The sequence below is a fragment of the Exiguobacterium sp. JMULE1 genome, assembly GCF_013337175.1.
Classification (GTDB): Bacteria; Bacillota; Bacilli; order Exiguobacteriales; family Exiguobacteriaceae; genus Exiguobacterium_A; species Exiguobacterium_A indicum.
On sequence record NZ_SGWC01000002.1, the window covers coordinates 366300 to 389707 of the forward strand.

Sequence of the window (23408 nt, forward strand, 5' to 3'; positions counted from 1 at the left end):
AATGCGAACATACACTAAGGAGATTCAAGCGATTATCGACAACGTAGAGAAAGTCATCATTGGTAAGGAAGATGTCATCACACAATCATTGGCAGCATTACTAGCGGGCGGTCACGTCCTATTAGAAGACGTACCGGGAGTCGGGAAGACGATGCTCGTTCGTGCGTTCAGCCGATCGATCGGGTTGACCTTCAAACGTGTTCAGTTCACGCCAGACCTACTTCCGTCAGATTTGACGGGTGTATCGATGTATAATCAGAAAACTAGCCAATTCGAATATAGACCGGGTCCTTTAATGGGAAACATCGTCTTAGCCGATGAAATCAACCGAACATCACCAAAAACTCAATCTGCCTTACTCGAGGGAATGGCGGAAGCGAACGTCACCGTCGATGGTGAGATTCATACGCTTCCGAATCCCTTTTTCGTCATGGCGACACAAAATCCGATCGAACACGAAGGAACGTATCCGTTACCAGAAGCACAACTCGACCGTTTTCTCGTCAAAGTCAAAATGGGTTATCCTGATTTCCACCAGGAAATGAAGCTACTGACACGTTTCGAACGGGATGAACCAATTGAAACGCTCGAAGCGGTGATTGGTCGCGAGCAATTGCTCCAGATGAAAGAAGATGTCAAGAACGTCCATGTCTCACAGCCCGTCAAAAAATATATCGTCCATCTCGTCCAAGCGACCCGGACGAACGGTTCACTTTATCTCGGCGCGAGTCCCCGTTCTTCGATCGCTTTGATGAAAGTCGCGCAAGCGTGGGCATACATGGAAGGACGCAGTTTCGTCTTACCGGATGATGTCAAACATCTCTTGATTCCGGTCCTGTCACACCGCTTGATTTTGACAGCGGACGCGCGTTATCACGGTCAATCGTCAGAACGGATTTTAGAACAAATCAAAAAAGAGGTTGCTGTACCAATCCAACAAGACGTGGAGTCCCTATGACGAAGTGGCAAATTGGTTGGCGTTACGCTGTACTCCTTTTGACGACGGTTGCCTTATGGACATATGCGCGCGTCGATGGCGGAAATGTCGCTTCCTTGCTGTTTTATGTCATGGCGGGTTTGACCGTCTACTGGACGCTCTTCCTCGTTTGGCCCGTCACGCAGGCACTGGCGACGCGTGAAGTATCGAATAAGATGCTCGTTGCTGGAACGGATATCCCGGTTTCCTTACGGGTTCGCCGGCGTTTCCCGTTCCTTGTCGGAGCCGTCGAGGTGACGGAGGCGATTCCAAACGAACTCAGCGAAGAAAAACTCGATATTAGCCGTCCGCTCCGTGCCCACTACCGGAAGACAGAGCATATCGACTACACGATTCCATCGATTCGTCGAGGCGTGTATCAGATTCCTGGCTGTATCGTTGAAATTACGGATCCGTTCGGGCTGTTCAAGCGAAAGCGGATGTTTCCGGTCGAAACGTATCTTGCGATTGAACCGGCACGCCTTGCCGTTCAACTTCCGCATGAGGAGGATCGCGGCGATGGGGGAATCTCCCCTGTGTCGCTTGATCTTCGTCAGTCGTCCTTTACTGTCGTTGGTGTCCGAGAATACGTCAGTGGTGACCGGATGAATCAGATTGACTGGAAAGCGACGGCAAAACGCCAAGGTTTAATGACGAAAACGTTTGAACGAGAGCAGGAACGGGAGACGACGATCGTCTTTGATGAGGGGACGGAAGCGGGTGAAGCTTTCGAACGCGTCATCTCGATGCTGGCAGAAGCGACGGATCAGCTAAATAAAAGACGGCTGAGCTACCGCATTCACCTCGTCGGACATGCTGTTCAATCGTTATCATTACCACTCGAGGGTGCGAAACTGACGCATTACTTGATGACGGCGCAACCGAGTCGGACGCGGACGTTCATCGAGTCATGGGAGTACTCGTCTAAGGCACTTCGATTGAGCGGGAACGTCCTTTTCATCACACCGGATCTTGAATCGAACAATGAACTATGGATTTCGAAGATTAATCAAGAAGCCACCGTTCATGTCTATACACCAGAACGGAGGGGAGTGCGATGATGCGACGCTTGATTTGGAACGCCATCGCGGCATCCGTCCTGACGTGTTTCATGCCACCACTTCTCGAACTGACGACGTTTGAACATCTTTGGTCCTTCTTACCGATGCTGTTTCTGCCGTTGCTGTTGTCGCATCTATCGCGGCGTTACTTTTTACTCGGAAGTCTCGGTGGACTACTCCTATCGTTTTATTTGATTTTGACGCCGGGAGCAGCACCATGGGGCATCTTTACGGAAATCAGCTCAGATGTTCAAAGTGTCATCAATGGTGAGTTACCGGGACGACCAGCCTTTGCACTTTCGATCGGACTGATCAGTTTCTTGATCGCTTATTTAGCACGGCGGACATTCCCGAATCGCGGATTTGTGTTTGGTCTTGCCTTCGGTGTCATCGGATTTATCGCCTATTGCGATACGTGGACGGATTATTCGGGAGAGACGTTCATTTTCTATCCGATCATTCTATCTTTATTATTACTCTATGCGACGGAAGTTAACGAACGACCGCGCGCTTCTTACGTTCGTCCGCTGAGTGCTTTATTCATCATGGGTGCTGTCATCGTCGCTGCTGTCCAAAGTCCTGTCATCAATGCGACATGGCAAGACAGTTGGTACGATTTGACGTCCGGTCTTGAAGGTGAAGGAGAGCCGTCAAATGCGATTCAAAAGGTCGGCTACGGTAACAATGATGAGCAACTCGGTGGACCGTTCCAGATGGACGATCGAGAAGTTTTCCAAGTCGAAAGTGAAGGGAACCGCTACTGGCGAGTCGAGACGAAAGATATCTATACCGGCAAGGGGTGGGTGCTGTCGGAATCGAATCCGGAAATCGATGCGCGTGGTTTCTTCTCGCATTTCGGAAAAGAGGTCAAGACAAGAAATGAGACGGCAACGTTTGAGATGGCACGTGAACTGCCGTTCGTTCCGTACAATGGTGATAATGTTCGGTTGACGGTCGACCAGCAACGACAAAATGTACTGGTTGATCCTGAGAATCAAAAAATCTCGTATCTCGACGATACGAATCAGCAGCGCAACTATCAAATCGAATATGCCTATCCACTCTTCACAGAAGAGCAGTTACAGACAGATGAGCCGCTCGATTTATCAGCGGATGACACACGTCGGTACCTGCAGCTACCAGATGGATTACCACAACGTGTCCGTGATTTAGCGAATCAAATCGTTGAGGGTGAAGAAACACCGTGGGACAAGGCGCGAGCGATTGAAAACTATTTCGAAGAAGAAAACTTCGAATATAATACGGAGGAAGTCGCCGTACCAGGAGAAAATCAAGATTACGTCGATCAATTCCTGTTCGAAACGAAGCTCGGATACTGTGATAACTTCTCGACGTCCGCCGCTGTGTTGCTTCGGGCAGCTGGATTACCCGCACGCTGGGTAAAAGGGTTCACGGGAGGCGAGTCCGATGTCATCGGCTCCGCCGTGACCAGTTATACGGTACGAAATAAAAATGCCCACTCGTGGGTCGAAGTCTACATTGAAGGACCAGGCTGGGTACCGCTTGAGCCGACTGTTAGCTTCGACGGAGCAGGTCAATATACGATTGACCGAGAAACGAACAACGAGACGGAGCAAACAAATCCACAACGCGAAACAGAAAATAATACAGAGACGACGACACCAAATCGTCCGCAGGAAAATCTTCTCGACGAAGAACAGACGACTAGCGCCGGACAGACGGAGCAGAAGTCAATTCCGTTTTGGCCAATCCTTATGACGGCACTCGCTCTCTTGTTCCTTTACCTGTTCCGAAAACCAATCATTCGAACACTCGCGATTCTCTTCTTCCGGAGACAAATCGAGCGACCAGAAGGATTCCGACGGATGTACCGGTACCTCTTGCGACGTCTTGATAAAAAAGGATTCCATTATCAAGATGGTCGGACGCTTGCGGAACTCGCTCACGAAGTCGATGGGTACTACGAGACGTACGCGATGCGACCGTTGACGGATGCTTACGAACGGATGGTCTATGGTGGAGAATCATTATCTGCCGAGAAAAAACGTGAATATTTCGAAAATATCATTCGTCATGTAGAGGGTTGATATTTACGAAACGATACAGTTACAATGGGAACAACGTAAATCACACACATGCAATCTCCTTTGTATATACTCGCGAATATGGCGCGAGAGTCTCTACCGGGTCACCTTAAACGACCTGACTATGAAGGAGCAGACCCTTCGTATACATTTTTTTGTGAAGCGGCCTGCTCTTTTTCCATTTTATCCATGGGCGAAGAGTGGGCTTTTTTCATAGGGTGCGCATGAAATCAGAAAGGCGGGAACAGATTTGGAAGCACATTTGGACCAGGAAATGATTCTCGTCCTCGATTTTGGAGGACAGTACAATCAATTGATCACACGTCGTATTCGGGACCTTGGTGTCTATAGTGAATTGCATTCGCATAAAATCACTGCAGCAGAAGTAAAGGAAATCGCACCTGCTGGTATCATCTTCTCAGGTGGTCCACGTAGCGTCTACGCAGAGGATGCGTACCGGTGTGACCCAGAAATCTTCGACCTCGGTATTCCAATCTTCGGGATCTGTTACGGCATGCAGCTCATGTCACAACATTTCGGCGGAACAGTAGAACGTGCGGGACATCGTGAATATGGAAAAGCCACATTGACGTTACAAGACCCGTCACCGATGTATGCGAACCTACCGCTTGAACAAACGGTCTGGATGAGCCACAGCGACCTCGTCACATCTGTGCCAAACGGATTCGTCGTCGATGGAACGAACGTGTCATGTCCGATCGCTTCGATCAAGAACGAAGAATTGAAAATGTACGGTGTGCAGTATCACCCGGAAGTGAACCATACGGTCTTCGGAAAAGAATTGCTCAAGAACTTCCTCTTTGAAGTCTGTAAATGTGCAGGCGATTGGTCGATGGAGAACTTCATCGAAATCGAAGTAGCGAAGATTCAAGAACAAGTCGGCGACAAAAAAGTCCTCTGTGCACTTTCTGGTGGTGTCGACTCGTCTGTCGTCGCAGCCTTGATTCACAAAGCAATCGGTGATCAATTGACATGTATGTTCGTCGATCACGGTTTACTGCGTAAGGGTGAAGCGGAGAGCGTCATGAAGACATTCGCGGATCACTTCCACATGAACGTCATCAAGATTGATGCCCAGGACCGTTTCCTCGACAAACTCCGTGGTATCTCAGATCCAGAGCAGAAACGTAAAATCATCGGCAACGAGTTCGTCTACGTCTTTGATGAAGAAGCTTCAAAACTAACGGACATGGACTTCCTTGCCCAAGGTACGCTCTACACAGATATCATCGAGAGTGGTACGGATACGGCACAAACGATCAAGTCACACCACAACGTCGGTGGATTGCCGGAAGACATGCAGTTTGAATTGATCGAGCCGATCAACACGTTGTTCAAGGATGAAGTCCGTGAACTCGGGAAAGAACTCGGTCTTTCCGATGAAATCGTGTGGCGTCAGCCGTTCCCAGGACCAGGTCTCGGAATTCGTGTCCTCGGTGAAATCACAGATGAGAAACTCGAAATCGTCCGCGAATCTGATTTCATTCTTCGTGATGAAATTAAAAAAGCTGGACTCGAGCGCGAAATCTGGCAATACTTCACAGTCCTTCCTCCAATCCGTTCGGTTGGTGTCATGGGCGATGAGCGGACATACGACTATGCGGTCGGAATCCGCGCTGTCACGTCAATTGACGGAATGACATCGGACTGGGCGCGTATCCCATGGGACGTGCTCGAGAAGATCTCGGTTCGAATCGTCAACGAAGTCCAGAACGTTAACCGTGTCCTGTACGATGTGACGTCGAAACCACCTTCAACGATTGAGTGGGAATAAGTACTGGGCTTACTGAGACGATTCGTCTCATGAAGCTTGTGGTATCAACGATTTAAAGGGGATAGGTGAAAGTAAGTCTGTTTCACCTTCAACCACTTTATTTCAAAATGAAGCTCTCTTTTGTTCACATTATTTGTGAATGGAAGGGGGCTTTTTGTGAACGAAATTATGAAACCGTTGGACGTTTTTAAACTAAACCGACGAATTTAGGTACTTTAGTTCTAGTTTGCTGAGATGTGTGGACTCTTCCTGTATTATGGAATACATCATCTAATGGAAAAAAGGGATACTGCCTCATGATAGACTGGACATGGATTGAAGTTGATCAATTAGAAAAACAAGAAAAATGGAATGAAGCTAAACGATATCTTTTGAATTCTTGGAGACAACATCCCGAAGATCTCAAAACAGTCATTCGACTGGGCTTTTTTTGTTGGTACGTCTCCTTTGAACATGGACCATTGGGAATTACAGAGAACAATATAGATATTGAGGAATTAGAATCTTTACTAAAGGAAGTTACACATGATGGTTTACGTCATTTTATGAACCATGAGGACTTTCTATGGTGTTTTGGTTATATGGTTTCGATGACCCCTTATTATTTTGGAGAGTACAACGAGTGGGAAGAAAAAGGCGCATCCATGTTACGACGTGCTCATGAATTATGTCCGAATGAAGCAATTTATGCTTATTCTTATCTTGGATCGTTCTCAAATGCTTACGGAACACGTGAAAATGAATTGCAACAGGTACAGAATGTTTTAGAGGATCGTTTTAAAGGAGAGGGACTATTATCCGACTACTTTAAGAGTATATACGCTCAGTGATAGGGCTGATTTCTAACAATCATGAAATAGCCTTCAAAAAACCGTTTTCAAAACCGAACGTTCGGATAAAATAAGTAGTTAAATTTCGCTTTTATGGTTGACCCATGAATTTGACCGTGCTACGATGTGTCTGTTCTTATTTTTCATACCACTAAAAAAACATAAATAATGCCGTATAATTCTGGGGATAGGGCCCGGAAGTCTCTACAGGAACACCGTAAAGGTTCCTACTACGGCGCACACGCAGCATCGTGCGCTTATTGAAACGGCTTTTACCGCTTAGGTAAGGGCCGTTTTTTGTTTTCAAGGAGACGGCTTATTTGGAAGGAAGGCAATCATGAGCACACAATTGAAACAGCCACACCAACCGAAAGCAAAAGAAAATGCGATTGCGCGTTTCTTTGATTTCAATGGGCTTGGTACGAACATGCGTACAGAGTTCATCGCCGGCATGACAACATTCTTCGCGATGGCGTATATCTTATTCGTTAATCCGAATACATTAGCCGAAGCAGGAATGGACGCAGGAGCAGTCTTCGGTGCCACAGCACTCGTTGCGATCATCGGTTCCGTTACGATGGGATTACTGGCGAACTATCCAATCGCGCTCGCACCAGGAATGGGACTAAATGCTTTCTTCGCCTACAGCGTCGTCATCGGAATGGGTATTCCATGGCAAACCGCACTTTCAGGCGTTCTCGTCTCAGGTCTCGTCTTCATGGTATTAACAGCTTCAGGTATTCGTGAGATGATAATCAATGCGATTCCAGAACCATTGAAAATGGCAGTTGCAGCAGGTATCGGATTGTTCATCGCGTTCATCGGATTAAAAACAGGTGGTCTCGTCGTGGCGAATGAAGCAACACTCGTCTCGCTTGGTGATTTAAGTAAAGGAACAACGCTTCTCGCGGTATTTGGTCTTGTCGTATCTGCGGTCCTAATGACGCGTGGTGTCAAAGGGGCGATCTTCTTCGGAATGATCCTAACGGCAGTCGCTGGAATGATCTTCGGTTTGATTCCGATTCCAACAAGTCTTGGTGAAGTCATTTCAGCACCACCAAGCATCGCACCTACATTTGGACAAGCATTCCTTCACTTCGATGAAATCTTCACGGTTCAAATGATGATCGTCATCTTAACTTTCTTCTTCGTTGATTTCTTTGATACAGCAGGTACACTGGTTGCGGTAGCAAACCAAGCCGGTCTGATCAAAGAAAATAAAGTACCACGCGCTGGTCGCGCATTGATCGCTGATTCAACAGCAACAGTAGCAGGTTCGATCCTTGGAACGTCGACGACGGTTTCTTACATCGAATCAAGTGCAGGGGTTGCAGCAGGTGGTCGTTCAGGAATGACGGCGATCGTCACAGCTTTATTCTTCGGTCTCGCTTTATTCTTCTCACCATTGCTCGCAATCATCACCGCACCGGTCACAGCACCCGCATTGATCATCGTTGGTGTGTTGATGGCAGCTTCACTGCTCCAAATCGATTGGAAAAAATTCGAGTATGCGGTTCCCGCTTTCTTGACCGTCATCATGATGCCGTTGACGTATTCAATCGCAACAGGGATTGCATTCGGTTTCCTCTTCTATCCGGTCACGATGATCGCGAAAGGACGAGCAAAAGAAGTGCACCCAATCATGTACGTGTTGTCACTCGGATTCCTCGGTTACTTTATCTGGTTGCATTAATCCAAACTGCGTCTTTCTTCTATATAGAAGAAAGACGTTTTTTTATTGGGAGAGGGTAAGGGAGAAGAGAGAGGGTGATTCAGATGTTACAGCAGATTACTGGAGCTGTATTCGAATACTTGGCTGAGAATAGACTGTTGATTCAATTAGCGAAAAAAGTCGGATTGCCGCTTGGTGGAACATTATTCGTCGGAGGACAGGGCGCAGAAGAGACCCTCGATACCGTGAAACAATTTAATCAAGATGGACGAGCCGCTACAGTGGATTGTCTAGGAGAGTTCATTGAGACAGAGCAGGACGCGGTAGACATCGCAAATGAATGTATTAAAGTCATCGGGCAAATCAAAGAACATGGTCTAGACGCACAAGTATCTCTAAAGCTAACATCGATCGGATTAAGAATCGATCCGGATATCGCCTATCAACAGTTGAGTCGTATTGCAGAGATTGCCTATCAGAGAAACATGCGCGTGACAGTCAACATGGAAGAAGCGATGATGGTCGAGTCGATCGTTCGAGTATTCGAACGCGTACATGAACATTATCCAAACGTCGGAATTGCGCTACAGGCAAATGTATTCCGTAGTCGTTTTGATCTAGAACGTCTTCAGGCAACAGTACGTATCGTCAAAGGGGCATACGATGGAGACGATGAAATCTATATTCAACCGAAGAAGACAGTAGATGAGACATACCTTCAATTAGTAAAAGTTAATTTGTTAAATGGGAACTACACGCAAATCGCGACACATGATGAACAGATCATCCAGCAAATCATTGACTTTGCTCAAATGAAACAGATTGATCCATCACGGTTTGAATTTCAAATGCTTCAAGGCATGCGACCGAAACGACAACAAGAGTTAGTTCGACAAGGGTATCGTGTCGTTATCTACGTTCCGCATGGTGTGGACTGGTATACGTATTTGATGAGACGGTTAGCAGAACGCCCAGCGAATATCGCGTTTACAGTAGGAGCCATGTTAAGAAGGTAAAGACTTTGCGAAGAGGATTTAAACTCTTTGCAAAGTTTTTTTAAAATAATGCTTGTGTTTGTCGAATTTTGTTGTTATATTAATAAATGTTCCAGCGAGACGCCTTTTATAAACGGTTCGTTGGGGCTGAAAAGTTTTTTAAAAAGCATGGTTGACATAATCAAAACAACCTGTTAATCTATTAAAGTCGCTAAGGCGGCAGACGAACTTTGAAAACTGAACGATGAGGCAAAAATCGTATTCTACGGAATACAAAAACGAATGAAGCGCAAGCTTCGTCAATCGTGACTTCGGTCACACAACGAGCAAGTCAAACACTTCATGGAGAGTTTGATCCTGGCTCAGGACGAACGCTGGCGGCGTGCCTAATACATGCAAGTCGAGCGCAGGAAACTGACGGAACTCTTCGGAGGGAAGGCAGCGGAATGAGCGGCGGACGGGTGAGTAACACGTAAGGAACCTGCCTCAAGGATTGGGATAACTCCGAGAAATCGGAGCTAATACCGGATAGTTCAACGGACCGCATGGTCCGCTGATGAAAGGCGCTCCGGCGTCACCTTGAGATGGCCTTGCGGTGCATTAGCTAGTTGGTGGGGTAACGGCCCACCAAGGCGACGATGCATAGCCGACCTGAGAGGGTGATCGGCCACACTGGGACTGAGACACGGCCCAGACTCCTACGGGAGGCAGCAGTAGGGAATCTTCCACAATGGACGAAAGTCTGATGGAGCAACGCCGCGTGAGTGATGAAGGTTTTCGGATCGTAAAACTCTGTTGTAAGGGAAGAACACGTACGAGAGGGAATGCTCGTACCTTGACGGTACCTTACGAGAAAGCCACGGCTAACTACGTGCCAGCAGCCGCGGTAATACGTAGGTGGCAAGCGTTGTCCGGAATTATTGGGCGTAAAGCGCGCGCAGGCGGCCTTTTAAGTCTGATGTGAAAGCCCCCGGCTCAACCGGGGAGGGCCATTGGAAACTGGAAGGCTTGAGTACAGAAGAGAAGAGTGGAATTCCACGTGTAGCGGTGAAATGCGTAGAGATGTGGAGGAACACCAGTGGCGAAGGCGACTCTTTGGTCTGTAACTGACGCTGAGGCGCGAAAGCGTGGGGAGCAAACAGGATTAGATACCCTGGTAGTCCACGCCGTAAACGATGAGTGCTAGGTGTTGGGGGGTTTCCGCCCCTCAGTGCTGAAGCTAACGCATTAAGCACTCCGCCTGGGGAGTACGGCCGCAAGGCTGAAACTCAAAGGAATTGACGGGGACCCGCACAAGCGGTGGAGCATGTGGTTTAATTCGAAGCAACGCGAAGAACCTTACCAACTCTTGACATCCCATTGACCGCTTGAGAGATCAAGTTTTCCCTTCGGGGACAATGGTGACAGGTGGTGCATGGTTGTCGTCAGCTCGTGTCGTGAGATGTTGGGTTAAGTCCCGCAACGAGCGCAACCCCTATCCTTAGTTGCCAGCATTTGGTTGGGCACTCTAGGGAGACTGCCGGTGACAAACCGGAGGAAGGTGGGGATGACGTCAAATCATCATGCCCCTTATGAGTTGGGCTACACACGTGCTACAATGGACGGTACAAAGGGCAGCGAGACCGCGAGGTGGAGCCAATCCCATAAAGCCGTTCCCAGTTCGGATTGCAGGCTGCAACTCGCCTGCATGAAGTCGGAATCGCTAGTAATCGCAGGTCAGCATACTGCGGTGAATACGTTCCCGGGTCTTGTACACACCGCCCGTCACACCACGAGAGTTTGCAACACCCGAAGCCGGTGAGGTAACCGCAAGGAGCCAGCCGTCGAAGGTGGGGTAGATGATTGGGGTGAAGTCGTAACAAGGTAGCCGTATCGGAAGGTGCGGCTGGATCACCTCCTTTCTAAGGAAAACGTCCCTTACGGGACATGCCCATCGTTCAGTTTTGAGAGCTCGTCTCTCACGTCTCGAAAGAGACACTCGCACCTTGAAAACTGAAGACATCAACAAGACATCAAACTTTTAATTAACCATGTCATTAGACGTGTGTTCTTAGAATACCAACGCTAGATCAAGGTATGAAGGGCGTACGGTGGATGCCTTGGCACTAGGAGCCGATGAAGGACGCGACGAACAGCGATATGCTTCGGGGAGCAGTAAGTATGCTTTGATCCGAAGATTTCCGAATGGGGGAACCCACCATCTGTAATGGGATGGGACATGTTACATGAATACATAGTGTAGCGTGAGGCAGACCCGGGGAACTGAAACATCTAAGTACCCGGAGGAAGAGAAAGCAAATGCGATTCCCTGAGTAGCGGCGAGCGAAACGGGAACAGCCCAAACCGGAGAGCATGCTCTTCGGGGTTGTAGGACACTCTACACGGAGTCAAAAAGGAAGACAGTAGGTGAAGGACCTGGAAAGGTCGGCCGAAGAAGGTGACAGCCCTGTAGCTGAAACTGTTTTCCCTCCAGAGTGGATCCTGAGTACGGCGGGACACGTGAAACCCCGTCGGAATCCGGGAGGACCATCTCCCAAGGCTAAATACTCCCTAGTGACCGATAGTGAACCAGTACCGTGAGGGAAAGGTGAAAAGCACCCCGGAAGGGGAGTGAAATAGATCCTGAAACCGTATGCCTACAAGTAGTCAGAGCCCGTTAACGGGTGATGGCGTGCCTTTTGTAGAATGAACCGGCGAGTTACGATAACGCGCGAGGTTAAGCCGATGAGGCGGAGCCGTAGCGAAAGCGAGTCTGAACAGGGCGTTCAGTGCGTTGTCGTAGACCCGAAACCAGGTGATCTACCCATGTCCAGGATGAAGGTCAGGTAACACTGACTGGAGGTCCGAACCCACGCACGTTGAAAAGTGCGGGGATGAGGTGTGGGTAGCGGTGAAATGCCAATCGAACCTGGAGATAGCTGGTTCTCCCCGAAATAGCTTTAGGGCTAGCCTCGAGGTTGAGAGTTCTGGAGGTAGAGCACTGATTGGACTAGGGGCCCCCACAGGGTTACCGAATTCAGTTAAACTCCGAATGCCAGCAACTTATACTCGGGAGTCAGACTGCGAGTGATAAGATCCGTAGTCAAGAGGGAAACAGCCCAGACCGCCAGCTAAGGTCCCAAAGTGTATGTTAAGTGGAAAAGGATGTGGCGCTGCCTAGACAGCTAGGATGTTGGCTTAGAAGCAGCCACCATTCAAAGAGTGCGTAATAGCTCACTAGTCGAGTGGCGCCGCGCCGAAAATGTAACGGGGCTAAACATACCACCGAAGCTGCGGATTCCGTAAGGAATGGTAGGGGAGCGTTCCAAACCGCTGTGAAGCTGTACCGGAAGGAGCAGTGGAGCGTTTGGAAGTGAGAATGCCGGTGTGAGTAGCGAAAAGAGGGGTGAGAATCCCCTCCGTCGAAAGCCCAAGGTTTCCTGAGGAAGGCTCGTCCGCTCAGGGTTAGTCTGGACCTAAGCCGAGGCCGAAAGGCGTAGGCGATGGATAACAGGTTGATATTCCTGTACCGCCGATCCACCGTTTGAACAATGGGGGGACGCAGGAGGATAGTGACGCATGCGGATGGAAGTGCATGTGCAAGTTTCAAGACCGTCTGATTGGCAAATCCGTCAGGCACCAAAGTCAAGGAACGATGCGGAGTCCCGTAGGGACGTAGGTCACGATTTCACACTGCCAAGAAAAGCCTCTAGTGAGGGGGAAGGCGCCAGTACCGTAAACCGACACAGGTAGGCGAGATGAGAATTCTAAGACGCGCGGGATAACTCTCGTTAAGGAACTCGGCAAAATGGTCCCGTAACTTCGGGAGAAGGGACGCTCTACATGAGTAGAGCCGCAGTGAATAGGCCCAAACGACTGTTTAGCAAAAACACAGGTCTCTGCTAAATCGCAAGATGACGTATAGGGGCTGACGCCTGCCCGGTGCTGGAAGGTTAAGGGGATGGGTTAGCGCAAGCGAAGCTTTGAACCGAAGCCCCAGTAAACGGCGGCCGTAACTATAACGGTCCTAAGGTAGCGAAATTCCTTGTCGGGTAAGTTCCGACCCGCACGAAAGGCGTAACGATTTGGGCACTGTCTCAACGAGAGACCCGGTGAAATCATAGTACCTGTGAAGATGCAGGTTACCCGCGACAGGACGGAAAGACCCCATGGAGCTTTACTACAGCCTGATATTGAGGCTTTGTGCATGATGTACAGGATAGGCGGGAGACGTCGAGCCCGGAGCGCCAGCTTCGGAGGAGTCACCCTTGGGATACCGCCCTTCATGCATAGAGTCTCTAACTCGCAGCCGTAATCCGGCTGGAGGACCGTGTCAGGCGGGTAGTTTGACTGGGGCGGTCGCCTCCTAAACAGTAACGGAGGCGCCCAAAGGTTCCCTCAGAATGGTTGGAAATCATTCGTAGAGCGCAAAGGCAGAAGGGAGCTTGACTGCGAGACCTACAAGTCGAGCAGGGACGAAAGTCGGGCTTAGTGATCCGGTGGTTCCGCATGGAAGGGCCATCGCTCAACGGATAAAAGCTACCCTGGGGATAACAGGCTGATCTCCCCCAAGAGTCCACATCGACGGGGAGGTTTGGCACCTCGATGTCGGCTCATCGCATCCTGGGGCTGGAGTAGGTCCCAAGGGTTGGGCTGTTCGCCCATTAAAGCGGTACGCGAGCTGGGTTCAGAACGTCGTGAGACAGTTCGGTCCCTATCCGTCGTGGGCGCAGGAAATTTGAGGAGAGCTGTCCTTAGTACGAGAGGACCGGGATGGACGCACCGCTGGTGTACCAGTTGTTCCGCCAGGAGCATCGCTGGGTAGCTACGTGCGGACGGGATAAATGCTGAAAGCATCTAAGCATGAAGCCCCCTCCAAGATGAGATTTCCCTTTGAGTAATCAAGAAAGACCCCTCAGAGACGATGAGGTAGATAGGTCACGGGTGGAAGCATGGCGACATGTGGAGCTGAGTGATACTAATCGGTCGAGGCCTTGTTCTAGCAGATGCTTGTTGATGACTTCAGTTTTGAGGGCGCGAGCCCGTCGTCTGGTGACGATAGCCAAGTGGTCACACCCGTTCCCATGCCGAACACGGAAGTTAAGCACTTGAACGCCGAAAGTAGTTGGGGGCTTCCCCCTGTGAGGATAGGACGTTGCCAGGCAAACGGTGGTTCTGGAGCATACGCTCAAGGGCCGCCGCTTTTTTGTGTCTTTTTGTAGAAAGACATGTATTCATTTTAATGAAGGGACTGAACAGGGATATGGCGAAAAAAACGAAACTACGCGTAGCCGTCGAAGAGAACGAGACGATTGGTGCCTGTTTGGATCGTATCGATGCCATGGGATACCGCCCGACGGTCCGACGAGAAGAACCGATCTTTGGATTAGACGCTAATGGCGAACCGTATCCAATTCGTCAGCAAATCGTCTTCGATTGCAAAGTGAAAGAGAACGAATAACTGCCTAGAGCATCCTCCGAATCATGTGGAGGGTGCTTTTTTTAGTGCTTGATTCCATGTGATGCCTTTCAAGAAAATAAACTCCGAATGGACACTAGATGAAATCAGAAAAACTACTTTTAAAACCGAACGATAAATTTTCAGACAATTAAATTGTTCGCCTTTGGTTGACGCCTTGGGATGGACTTGTTAAGATGAAGTCGTGACAGGATGATTGAATATAAACACCTCGTATAATAGCAGGGATATGGCTTGCAAGTTTCTACCCAACGACCCTAAATCGTTGGACTATGGGGTATATGGATGTTCGTCGATATTTCTTTGGCGTACCTTTTTATACCCTAAGCCACCCTTTTAGCCGTGGTTTGGGCTTTTTTTATGCACAAAGGAGGAAACAGCGATGGGAAATGTAGAAGTCGGCGTCATCATGGGAAGTCAATCGGATTGGGAAACGATGAAACATACATGTGATGTGTTGGAGCAACTTGAGATTCCATACGAAAAGAAAGTCGTTTCCGCACACCGGACACCGGATCTAATGTTTCGTTATGCTGAATCAGCACGTGAACGAGGACTGAAGGTCATCATTGCCGGTGCAGGCGGTGCTGCTCATCTACCGGGCATGGTCGCTGCTAAAACGACATTACCCGTCATCGGTGTTCCTGTGAAGAGTAGAGCGCTCCAAGGAATTGATTCCTTGCTCTCGATTGTTCAAATGCCAGGTGGCGTACCGGTCGCAACGGTTGCCATCGGAGAAGCAGGCGCAAAAAACGGCGGATTGCTAGCTGCTCAAATTCTCTCGATTCAAGATGAACGACTTGCCCGCAAGCTCGATCATATGCGAGTCGAACTAGAAGGAGACGTCATTGCATCTGGAGGGAACCTGCTATGAAACGAATCGGGATATTAGGCGGCGGTCAACTTGGTCGAATGATGGCTCTGTCGGCGCGTGAGATGGGCTTTGAGATTTTGACACTCGACCCAACAGACAACGCACCATGTGCGCAAGTGGCGGATCAACATATCCAAGCTCCCTTCACGGATGTCGAGGCAGCCAAACAGCTCGCAGCTGAATCAGATGTCGTCACCTACGAATTTGAGAACATCTCAACGGAAGTCGCTGAAGCAATCGGGACGAAACTGATTCATGGAACGGATCTCCTTTTTCAAACGCAACATCGGGTACGGGAAAAAGAGATGATTGAACGCATTGGACACTCTGTCGCTCCGTACTATCCGGTGACGCATCCTTCTGACTTAGAGGAAGCAAAACAGCGACTCGGGTTACCGTTCGTCTTGAAGACAGCACGATTCGGCTATGACGGAAAAGGACAGACCGTCATCCGGACGGAAGAACAGTTCCAAGCGGCAATCGAACGATTCGAACCGACAGAGTATGTTGCGGAGCAGTGGTTACCGTTTGATCAGGAAATTTCCGTCATCGTCACTCGAAGCGCAACAGAAACACGTGTCTTCCCAGTCAGTGAGAACATTCACCAAGAGAACATTTTGCATCTATCGATTGTACCGGCACGCATTTCTGAATCGCTCGAACAAGAAGCAATTGCGCTCGCTGAATCGATCGCGGATGCCGTCGGGCTGATCGGTACACTGGCCATCGAGTTGTTTGTCGTTGGTTCTCGACTAATCGTCAATGAACTAGCACCCCGACCACACAATTCGGGTCACTATTCGATTGATGCTTGCGAAACATCCCAATTCGAGCAACATATCCGTGCCATCAGTGGTCTCCCACTCGGTGATACCCGTCTGACGACACCGGTCGTCATGGCGAACATCCTGGGTCAGCATGTCACAGCATTATACGAGGAACTGCCGAGACTAAACGCTCGGACGAAAGTTCACTTATATGGAAAAGCAGAAGCCAAGACAGGTCGCAAGATGGGACATTTGAACATTCTTGCGGATACCGTCGACGATGCTTTGGCAGAAGTCGAACGCCTGTCGATATGGAAGGAGACAGTTCAATGATCGAACGGTATACACGTCCTGAGATGAAAGCAATCTGGACCGAACAAAACAAATTCGAGGCTTGGTTAAAAGTCGAGATTCTTGCATGTGAAGCATGGAGTGAACTAGGTGTCATCCCGAAAGAGGACGTCCAGTTGCTTTGGGACAATGCCTCATTTGATGTCAACCGCATCCTTGAGATCGAACAAGAGACACGTCATGATGTCATCGCCTTTACGCGTGCCGTCTCTGAAACACTCGGAGAAGAACGCAAGTGGGTGCATTACGGACTCACGTCAACGGACGTCGTCGATACAGCACTCTCGTATCTGTTGAAGCAAGCAAACGACATTCTTGCTGCAGATCTCGATCGGTTCATCGACATCTTAAAAGTCAAAGCGAACGAACATAAATATACGGTCATGATGGGACGCACACATGGCGTACATGCAGAACCGACGACGTTCGGTCTGAAACTAGCGCTTTGGTATGAAGAGATGAAACGAAACAAAGTCCGTTTCGAAGCAGCACGTGAGACGGTCGAATATGGCAAGATGTCAGGTGCCGTCGGAACATTCGCGAACATCGATCCGTTCATTGAAAAGTATGTCTGCGAAAAGTTAGGGACAAAGCCTGCTCCGGTCTCCACGCAAACGTTACAACGTGATCGTCATGCACACTACATGTCGACACTGGCTTTGATCGCGACATCGATCGAAAAGATGGCAACGGAAATCCGAGGTCTGCAAAAAACGGAAACACGTGAAGTCGAAGAATTCTTCGCTAAAGGTCAAAAAGGATCATCGGCGATGCCGCACAAGCGAAATCCGATCGGTTCAGAGAACATGACAGGTCTTGCTCGAGTCATCCGTGGACACATGGTGACGGCATACGAGAACGTCTCACTCTGGCACGAACGTGACATCTCGCATTCTTCGGCCGAACGCATCATTCTTCCGGATGCGACAGGACTACTCAACTATATGTTGAACCGTTTCGGAAACATCGTGAAGAACTTGACGGTCTTCCCGGACAACATGAAGCGGAACATGGACCGGACGTTTGGTGTCATCTTCTCTGGACATGTCTTACTCGCTTTAATCGAAAAAGGCTGGTCGCGTGAAGCAGCGTATGATTTCGTTCAACCGCGTGCGATGCAGGCGTGGGAAGAACAAATCATGTTCCGTGACTTATTGTGGCAAGAACAGGACATTCAACAGCTTTTCACAGAAGAAGAGCTCGATGCGTGTTTCGATCCGACGTATCATACGAGTCGTGTCGATGAAATCTTTGAACGGTGTGGCTTGAACTAATCAACCTGAGACGGGGCACTTGCCCCGTCTACATCTTAGGATCATGGGGGACGAAAGCGATGCAACCACTTTATGAAGGAAAAGCAAAACGATTGTACACGACGCAGGAGCAGGATGTGCTCCGGATCGTCTATAAAGACGAGGCCACGGCATTCAACGGCGAGAAAAAAGAAGTCTTTGCTGGAAAAGGCGAATTGAACAACCGGTTGACGAGTCATTTCTTTGAAATCCTCGAACAAGCGGGCATTCCGACACATTTCATTGAACGTGTCTCGGAGCGCGAACAGCTCGTACGTCGTGTCACCATCATTCCACTCGAAGTCGTCGTCAGAAACGTCGTCGCGGGAAGCTTGAGTAAACGGCTCGGTATCGAAGAAGGTACGGTACTCGAAACACCAATCGTTGAGTTCTACTATAAAGATGATACGTTAGGCGATCCACTCGTCACCTCATCACACATCAATTTACTGAAGATTGCGACTTCTGAAGAGTTGAAACAGTTGTCGGACAAGGCACTTCGCGTGAATGAAGTCTTGCAACCTTACTTCCGTCAAAACGGAATCACGTTGATTGATTTTAAACTGGAATACGGAAAGATGGCAGACGGAACGATTCTACTAGCTGATGAGATTTCACCAGATACATGCCGTTTGTGGGATCAAGCAACTGGAGAACATCTCGATAAAGATGTCTTCCGCCGCAACATCGGTTCACTGACAGAGACCTACCAAACACTATTCAATCGCCTAGGAGGAAACACACAATGAAAAAAGTCATCGTATCGATCGCATTACGGGAAAGCATTTTAGATCCACAAGGAGTTGCTGTAAAAGGCGGATTGCAACAGCTTGGTTTTACGGGTGTCGAGAGTGTCCGAATCGGAAAACAGATTGAACTGCTCGTTGAAACGGAAACGACAGAAGCGATGATTCATGAGATGTGTCAAAAACTACTCGTCAACACGGTGATGGAAGATTACCAGATTACGATCGAAGAGGTGACGCCAGCATGAAGTTCGCGGTCATCGTCTTTCCGGGATCGAACTGTGATTTAGATATGTACCATGCGGTCAAGGATGCTCTCGGAGAAGAAGCTGAATACGTCTTCCATACCGAAACATCACTTGAAGGCTACGACGGCGTCCTGTTACCGGGCGGATTCTCCTACGGAGATTACCTTCGTTGCGGCGCGATCGCGCGCTTCTCACCGATCATGGAAGAAGTCAAACGTTTTGCGGCAGAAGGGAAAACGGTCCTCGGGGTATGTAACGGATTCCAGATCCTTGTCGAAGCGGGACTCTTACCAGGTGTCTTGCACCGAAACAACGGCTTGAAGTTCATGTGCCGGACGGTTGAACTAAAGGTTGAGAATACAAAGACACGTTTTACATCGGATTACCTGCCAGGCGAGACGATCTCGATTCCAATCGCGCATGGTGAAGGAAACTACCACTGCGACGATGCGACTTACGCGATGCTGCAAACGAACGGACAAATCGCCTTCACATATGTCGACAATCCGAACGGCTCGCGCGGCGATATCGCCGGAATCACGAACAAAGCCGGCAACGTTCTTGGGATGATGCCACACCCGGAACGAGCGGTCGAACTCTTGACCGGCGGAACAGATGGACTAAAACTCTTTACTTCACTCGTCAAACAGGGGGCACACCATGCTAAAACAACAGTCTGAACCAACACCAGAATTGATTCAAGAGCAACGCGTCTATGCCACGATGGGCTTGAGTGATACAGAATACCAGATGGTCGTCGATTTACTCGGACGCCAACCGAACTATACGGAAACAGGATTGTTCTCAGTCATGTGGTCCGAGCATTGTTCATACAAGACATCTAAACCTGTCCTCCGTCAATTCCCGACGACTGGACCACGTGTCTTACAAGGACCAGGGGAAGGTGCAGGTGTCGTTGATATCGGCGATGAGCAGGCAGTCGTCTTTAAGATCGAAAGCCACAACCATCCATCCGCTGTTGAACCGTATCAAGGGGCTGCGACAGGCGTCGGCGGAATCATTCGTGACATCTTCTCGATGGGCGCACGACCGGTCGCACTCATGAACTCGCTCCGTTTCGGTCATCTCGGTACACCACGTGTCAATCAATTGTTCGAACAAGTCGTCGCCGGAATCGCCGGTTACGGCAACTGTGTCGGTATTCCAACGATCGGTGGCGAAATCGGATTTGATCGCTCGTATGAAGGCAATCCACTCGTCAACGCGATGTGTATCGGTTTAATCAACCATGCCGATATTCAAAAAGGTCAGGCAAAAGGTGTCGGCAACTCGGTCATGTACGTCGGTGCAGCTACTGGACGCGACGGGATCCATGGTGCGACGTTTGCCTCGGAGGATCTCGGAGAGGATACGGAAGCAAAACGTCCGGCTGTTCAAGTCGGCGATCCATTCATGGAGAAGCTATTGATTGAAGCGTGTCTTGAAATCGTCGGGCATCCGGCACTCGTCGGGATGCAGGACATGGGTGCTGCCGGACTGACATCGTCTTCAGCAGAGATGGCTTCAAAAGCCGGTATGGGCATCGAGATGCACCTCGATGACGTCCCGCAACGAGAGACAGGGATGACTGCCTACGAAATGATGCTCTCGGAATCACAAGAGCGGATGTTACTCGTCGTCAAGCGTGGTCGCGAAGCAGAGATCGAAGCAATCGTCAGCAAATGGGGACTCCATGCCGTTCACGTCGGAGAAGTCATTGAAGAGAAAGTCTTACGGTTGATTCATCATGGAGATATCGTCGCAGAAGTTCCGGTTGATGCGTTAGCAGAAGAAGCACCAGTCTACGAAAAACCATCCCGCGTTCCTGCGTATTATGAAGCATTCCAAGCGATGGAAGAGACGCTTCCAGTCGTCGAAGATGTCGTTGAGACATGGCGGGCGTTACTCCGTCAGCCGACGATCGCTTCAAAACGCTGGGTCTACGATCAGTACGATCATATGGTCCAGACATCGACCGTCGTCGCACCAGGATCAGACGCAGCCGTCATTCGTGTCCGCGGCACGAACAAAGCGCTCGCGATGACGACCGACTGTAACAGCCGTTTCGTCTACTTGGATCCATACGTCGGTGGACAGATTGCGGTAGCAGAAGCAGCACGTAATATCGTCGCGAGTGGGGCGACACCACTCGCCATCACGGATTGTCTGAACTTCGGAAATCCGGATAAACCAGAAGGCTTCTGGCAGTTGCAACAAGCAACAGCCGGTATGGCAGAAGCATGTCGTGTCCTTGAGACACCTGTCATCGGTGGAAACGTCTCACTCTACAACGAGTCAGCCGGTCAAGCGGTTCACCCGACACCGGTCGTCGGAATGGTTGGATTACACGAGCAAACCGAATGGATCACGACACAACACGTCAAACAAGCTGGTGACCAGATTTATCTATTAGGAGAAACAACAGCCGAGTTTGGCGGCAGTGAACTTCAATATATGCAATTCGGTAAATCATTCGGTCGCGCACCACAGATCGATTTAGCCGTCGAACACGCACGCTTACAATTGTTACAGCAGGCAGTACAAGCAGGTGAAGTCAATGCGATGCATGATGTATCAGAAGGTGGTCTTGCCATCGCTCTCGCTGAGATGACGTTTGGGACGAACCTCGGGTTGACGGTTCAGTTCGACGGACCGACCTTACACCTGTTCAGCGAATCGCAATCACGCTTCATCGTTACGGTGCCACAAGCGCACGTCACAGCATTCGAACAACGGACTGGTGCTCAAGCGATCGGTGTCGTTACGAACGATGAGCTTCTCGTCATCGAAACGGCAGAGACACGGATCGAAGCAGACCGTTCGACCTTACAGGGAGACTGGGAAGGAGCAATCGCGTGTTATATGACATCAAAGGACTAAATGAGGAGTGTGGCGTCTTCGGGATCTTCGGACAACCGAATGCGGCGCAACTTGCTTATTACGGCTTGCATAGCTTGCAACACCGGGGACAAGAAGGGGCAGGCATCGTCACGAGTGACGGTGACGACCTCTTCCCACATCGCGGGCAAGGACTCGTAACGGAAGTCTTTTCGGAAGAGACACTGACGAATCTGAAAGGACATCATGCAATCGGACATGTCCGGTATTCGACAGCAGGAGGAAACACGCTTGAGAACACTCAACCGCTGCATTTCAAATCGCGGACGGGAGATCTTGCTCTCGCACATAACGGAAACCTCGTCAACGCGGATTCACTGAAGCACCTGTTAGAAGCAGAGGGTGCCATCTTTCAGACGACGAGTGATACGGAAGTCGTCGCCCATCTTGTCAAACGCAGTAAGCTCGACACACTCGAAGACCGGATTGCCGACAGTCTCGCGCGTCTCGTTGGGGCGTTCGCCTTCCTTTTCTTAACGGAAGACACGTTATTCGTAGCAGTTGATCCACACGGACTGCGTCCACTGTCACTTGGGAAGACACCAGACGGCGGCATCGTATTCGCGTCAGAAACATGTGCCTTTGATATCGTCGGCGCGGAGTTCATTCGTGATATCGAGCCAGGGGAGCTCGTAACGATCACAGAACACGGCATGTCGTCTCGTCAATACATGGAACCACGTGAACGAGCAATGTGTTCGATGGAATACATCTACTTCTCGCGCCCAGATTCAATCATTGATGGCGTCAACGTCCATACGGCTCGCAAAGCACTCGGGAAAAAGATGTATGAAGAAGCACCGGTCGAAGCAGATGTCGTTACCGGGGTGCCGGATTCAAGTATCTCGGCAGCGATCGGCTACGCGGAAGCGAGCGGTATTCCATATGAAATGGGATTGATCAAGAACCGGTATGTCGGACGGACGTTCATCCAGCCGTCACAAGAGTTACGGGAACGTGGGGTCAAAATGAAGTTGTCCGCGCTACGCGGCGTCGTACAAGGAAAGCGTGTCATCATGGTCGATGATTCAATCGTCCGGGGAACGACGAGTCGTCGCATCGTCGGTTTGTTACGTGAAGCGGGTGCGACGGAAGTGCACGTCCGCATCACGGCACCACCGATTACGAATCCATGTTATTACGGGATTGATACTTCATCGAAGGAAGAACTGATCTCTGCTCGGTTGATGCCGGAAGAAATCCGTCAGGAAATCGGTGCGGATTCCCTTGAATTCTTAACTGTACCGGGCATGGTCGATGCGATCGATCGCCCGTTCGATGGACCGTTAAAAGGACAATGTACCGCTTGCTTCACAGGAGAGTATCCGACACCGCTCGGTTCGCTCGAGTTAGAAGCTAAACTTTGATAGATGGGGGAA

Annotated in this window: 16 protein-coding genes, 3 rRNA genes and 3 riboswitches; all 19 genes read left to right on the forward strand. The window is 49.7% G+C overall.

The window, feature by feature from the left end:
• The first annotated feature begins 1 nt into the window (after position 1).
• The 19 genes from EXW93_RS02135 to purF all read left to right on the forward strand — a co-directional run bounded on the left by EXW93_RS02135 (position 2) and on the right by purF (position 23396).
• Positions 2-958 (forward strand): AAA family ATPase, encoded by a 957-nt coding sequence (locus tag EXW93_RS02135; protein WP_174316001.1) that lies wholly within the window; start codon positions 2-4, stop codon positions 956-958.
• Positions 955-2037, forward strand: a complete 1083-nt coding sequence (locus EXW93_RS02140; protein ID WP_023467046.1) for a DUF58 domain-containing protein — start codon at positions 955-957, stop codon at positions 2035-2037. Before EXW93_RS02135 ends, EXW93_RS02140 begins: the two co-directional genes overlap by 4 nt.
• Entirely contained in the window at positions 2034-4106 is a 2073-nt protein-coding gene (locus EXW93_RS02145) for a transglutaminase TgpA family protein (protein ID WP_174316002.1), read from the forward strand. The genes EXW93_RS02140 and EXW93_RS02145 overlap by 4 nt, the downstream gene beginning before the upstream one ends.
• A gap of 40 nt (positions 4107-4146) precedes the next feature.
• Positions 4147-4248, forward strand: a riboswitch (purine riboswitch).
• A gap of 129 nt (positions 4249-4377) precedes the next feature.
• A complete protein-coding gene (guaA, locus tag EXW93_RS02150) occupies positions 4378-5898 on the forward strand; it encodes a glutamine-hydrolyzing GMP synthase (RefSeq protein ID WP_051353615.1) in 1521 nt (506 codons plus the stop codon).
• 296 nt (positions 5899-6194) lie between these two features.
• On the forward strand, positions 6195-6728 hold the full coding sequence (locus EXW93_RS02155) for a hypothetical protein (protein ID WP_174316003.1): 534 nt from the start codon (positions 6195-6197) through the stop codon (positions 6726-6728).
• A gap of 151 nt (positions 6729-6879) precedes the next feature.
• Positions 6880-6981: riboswitch (purine riboswitch) on the forward strand.
• A 135-nt stretch (positions 6982-7116) separates the two neighbouring features.
• Entirely contained in the window at positions 7117-8421 is a 1305-nt protein-coding gene (locus EXW93_RS02160) for an NCS2 family permease (RefSeq protein ID WP_035398981.1), read from the forward strand.
• Positions 8422-8504: 83 nt separating this feature from the next.
• Positions 8505-9416 carry a proline dehydrogenase family protein gene (locus EXW93_RS02165; RefSeq protein WP_023467063.1) on the forward strand — a complete coding sequence of 304 codons (912 nt, stop codon included), beginning with the start codon at positions 8505-8507 and terminating at the stop codon, positions 9414-9416.
• Between the two features lie 318 nt (positions 9417-9734).
• Positions 9735-11296 (forward strand): 16S ribosomal RNA (locus EXW93_RS02170).
• A 166-nt stretch (positions 11297-11462) separates the two neighbouring features.
• Positions 11463-14376, forward strand: a 23S ribosomal RNA gene (locus EXW93_RS02175).
• 46 nt (positions 14377-14422) lie between these two features.
• Positions 14423-14538 (forward strand): 5S ribosomal RNA (gene rrf, locus EXW93_RS02180).
• Together the 16S, 23S and 5S rRNA genes form the textbook arrangement of a ribosomal RNA operon.
• A 99-nt stretch (positions 14539-14637) precedes the next feature.
• Positions 14638-14835, forward strand: a complete 198-nt coding sequence (locus EXW93_RS02185) for an NETI motif-containing protein (RefSeq protein ID WP_023467064.1) — start codon at positions 14638-14640, stop codon at positions 14833-14835.
• 209 nt (positions 14836-15044) lie between these two features.
• Positions 15045-15146: riboswitch (purine riboswitch) on the forward strand.
• 89 nt (positions 15147-15235) lie between these two features.
• The gene (purE, locus tag EXW93_RS02190; RefSeq protein WP_023467065.1) at positions 15236-15727 is read left to right on the forward strand and encodes a 5-(carboxyamino)imidazole ribonucleotide mutase; all 492 of its coding nucleotides are present in this window, start codon (positions 15236-15238) and stop codon (positions 15725-15727) included.
• On the forward strand, positions 15724-16827 hold the full coding sequence (gene purK / locus EXW93_RS02195; RefSeq protein WP_174316004.1) for a 5-(carboxyamino)imidazole ribonucleotide synthase: 1104 nt from the start codon (positions 15724-15726) through the stop codon (positions 16825-16827). The genes purE and purK overlap by 4 nt, the downstream gene beginning before the upstream one ends.
• Entirely contained in the window at positions 16824-18119 is a 1296-nt protein-coding gene (gene purB / locus EXW93_RS02200) for an adenylosuccinate lyase (RefSeq protein ID WP_035398969.1), read from the forward strand. Before purK ends, purB begins: the two co-directional genes overlap by 4 nt.
• Before the next feature lie 59 nt (positions 18120-18178).
• A complete protein-coding gene (gene purC, locus EXW93_RS02205; protein ID WP_023467068.1) occupies positions 18179-18886 on the forward strand; it encodes a phosphoribosylaminoimidazolesuccinocarboxamide synthase in 708 nt (235 codons plus the stop codon).
• Positions 18883-19131, forward strand: coding sequence for a phosphoribosylformylglycinamidine synthase subunit PurS (purS, locus tag EXW93_RS02210; RefSeq protein ID WP_023467069.1), 249 nt, complete (start codon positions 18883-18885; stop codon positions 19129-19131). Before purC ends, purS begins: the two co-directional genes overlap by 4 nt.
• Positions 19128-19811 (forward strand): phosphoribosylformylglycinamidine synthase subunit PurQ, encoded by a 684-nt coding sequence (purQ, locus tag EXW93_RS02215; protein ID WP_023467070.1) that lies wholly within the window; start codon positions 19128-19130, stop codon positions 19809-19811. Before purS ends, purQ begins: the two co-directional genes overlap by 4 nt.
• A complete protein-coding gene (gene purL, locus EXW93_RS02220) occupies positions 19792-22011 on the forward strand; it encodes a phosphoribosylformylglycinamidine synthase subunit PurL (RefSeq protein WP_035398968.1) in 2220 nt (739 codons plus the stop codon). Before purQ ends, purL begins: the two co-directional genes overlap by 20 nt.
• Positions 21987-23396 (forward strand): amidophosphoribosyltransferase, encoded by a 1410-nt coding sequence (gene purF, locus EXW93_RS02225; protein ID WP_035398966.1) that lies wholly within the window; start codon positions 21987-21989, stop codon positions 23394-23396. The genes purL and purF overlap by 25 nt, the downstream gene beginning before the upstream one ends.
• The last annotated feature ends 12 nt before the right edge of the window (positions 23397-23408 follow it).

Bases quoted from the DNA above. Each gene is read 5' to 3' on its own strand.
- EXW93_RS02135 (WP_174316001.1), top strand. From the start codon at position 2: ATGCGAACATACACTAAGGAGATTCAAGCGATTATCGACAACGTAGAG.
- EXW93_RS02140 (WP_023467046.1), top strand. From the start codon at position 955: ATGACGAAGTGGCAAATTGGTTGGCGTTACGCTGTACTCCTTTTGACG.
- EXW93_RS02145 (WP_174316002.1), top strand. From the start codon at position 2,034: ATGATGCGACGCTTGATTTGGAACGCCATCGCGGCATCCGTCCTGACG.
- guaA (WP_051353615.1), top strand. From the start codon at position 4,378: ATGATTCTCGTCCTCGATTTTGGAGGACAGTACAATCAATTGATCACA.
- EXW93_RS02155 (WP_174316003.1), top strand. From the start codon at position 6,195: ATGATAGACTGGACATGGATTGAAGTTGATCAATTAGAAAAACAAGAA.
- EXW93_RS02165 (WP_023467063.1), top strand. From the start codon at position 8,505: ATGTTACAGCAGATTACTGGAGCTGTATTCGAATACTTGGCTGAGAAT.
- EXW93_RS02185 (WP_023467064.1), top strand. From the start codon at position 14,638: ATGGCGAAAAAAACGAAACTACGCGTAGCCGTCGAAGAGAACGAGACG.
- purE (WP_023467065.1), top strand. From the start codon at position 15,236: ATGGGAAATGTAGAAGTCGGCGTCATCATGGGAAGTCAATCGGATTGG.
- purK (WP_174316004.1), top strand. From the start codon at position 15,724: ATGAAACGAATCGGGATATTAGGCGGCGGTCAACTTGGTCGAATGATG.
- purB (WP_035398969.1), top strand. From the start codon at position 16,824: ATGATCGAACGGTATACACGTCCTGAGATGAAAGCAATCTGGACCGAA.
- purC (WP_023467068.1), top strand. From the start codon at position 18,179: ATGCAACCACTTTATGAAGGAAAAGCAAAACGATTGTACACGACGCAG.
- purS (WP_023467069.1), top strand. From the start codon at position 18,883: ATGAAAAAAGTCATCGTATCGATCGCATTACGGGAAAGCATTTTAGAT.
- purQ (WP_023467070.1), top strand. From the start codon at position 19,128: ATGAAGTTCGCGGTCATCGTCTTTCCGGGATCGAACTGTGATTTAGAT.
- purL (WP_035398968.1), top strand. From the start codon at position 19,792: ATGCTAAAACAACAGTCTGAACCAACACCAGAATTGATTCAAGAGCAA.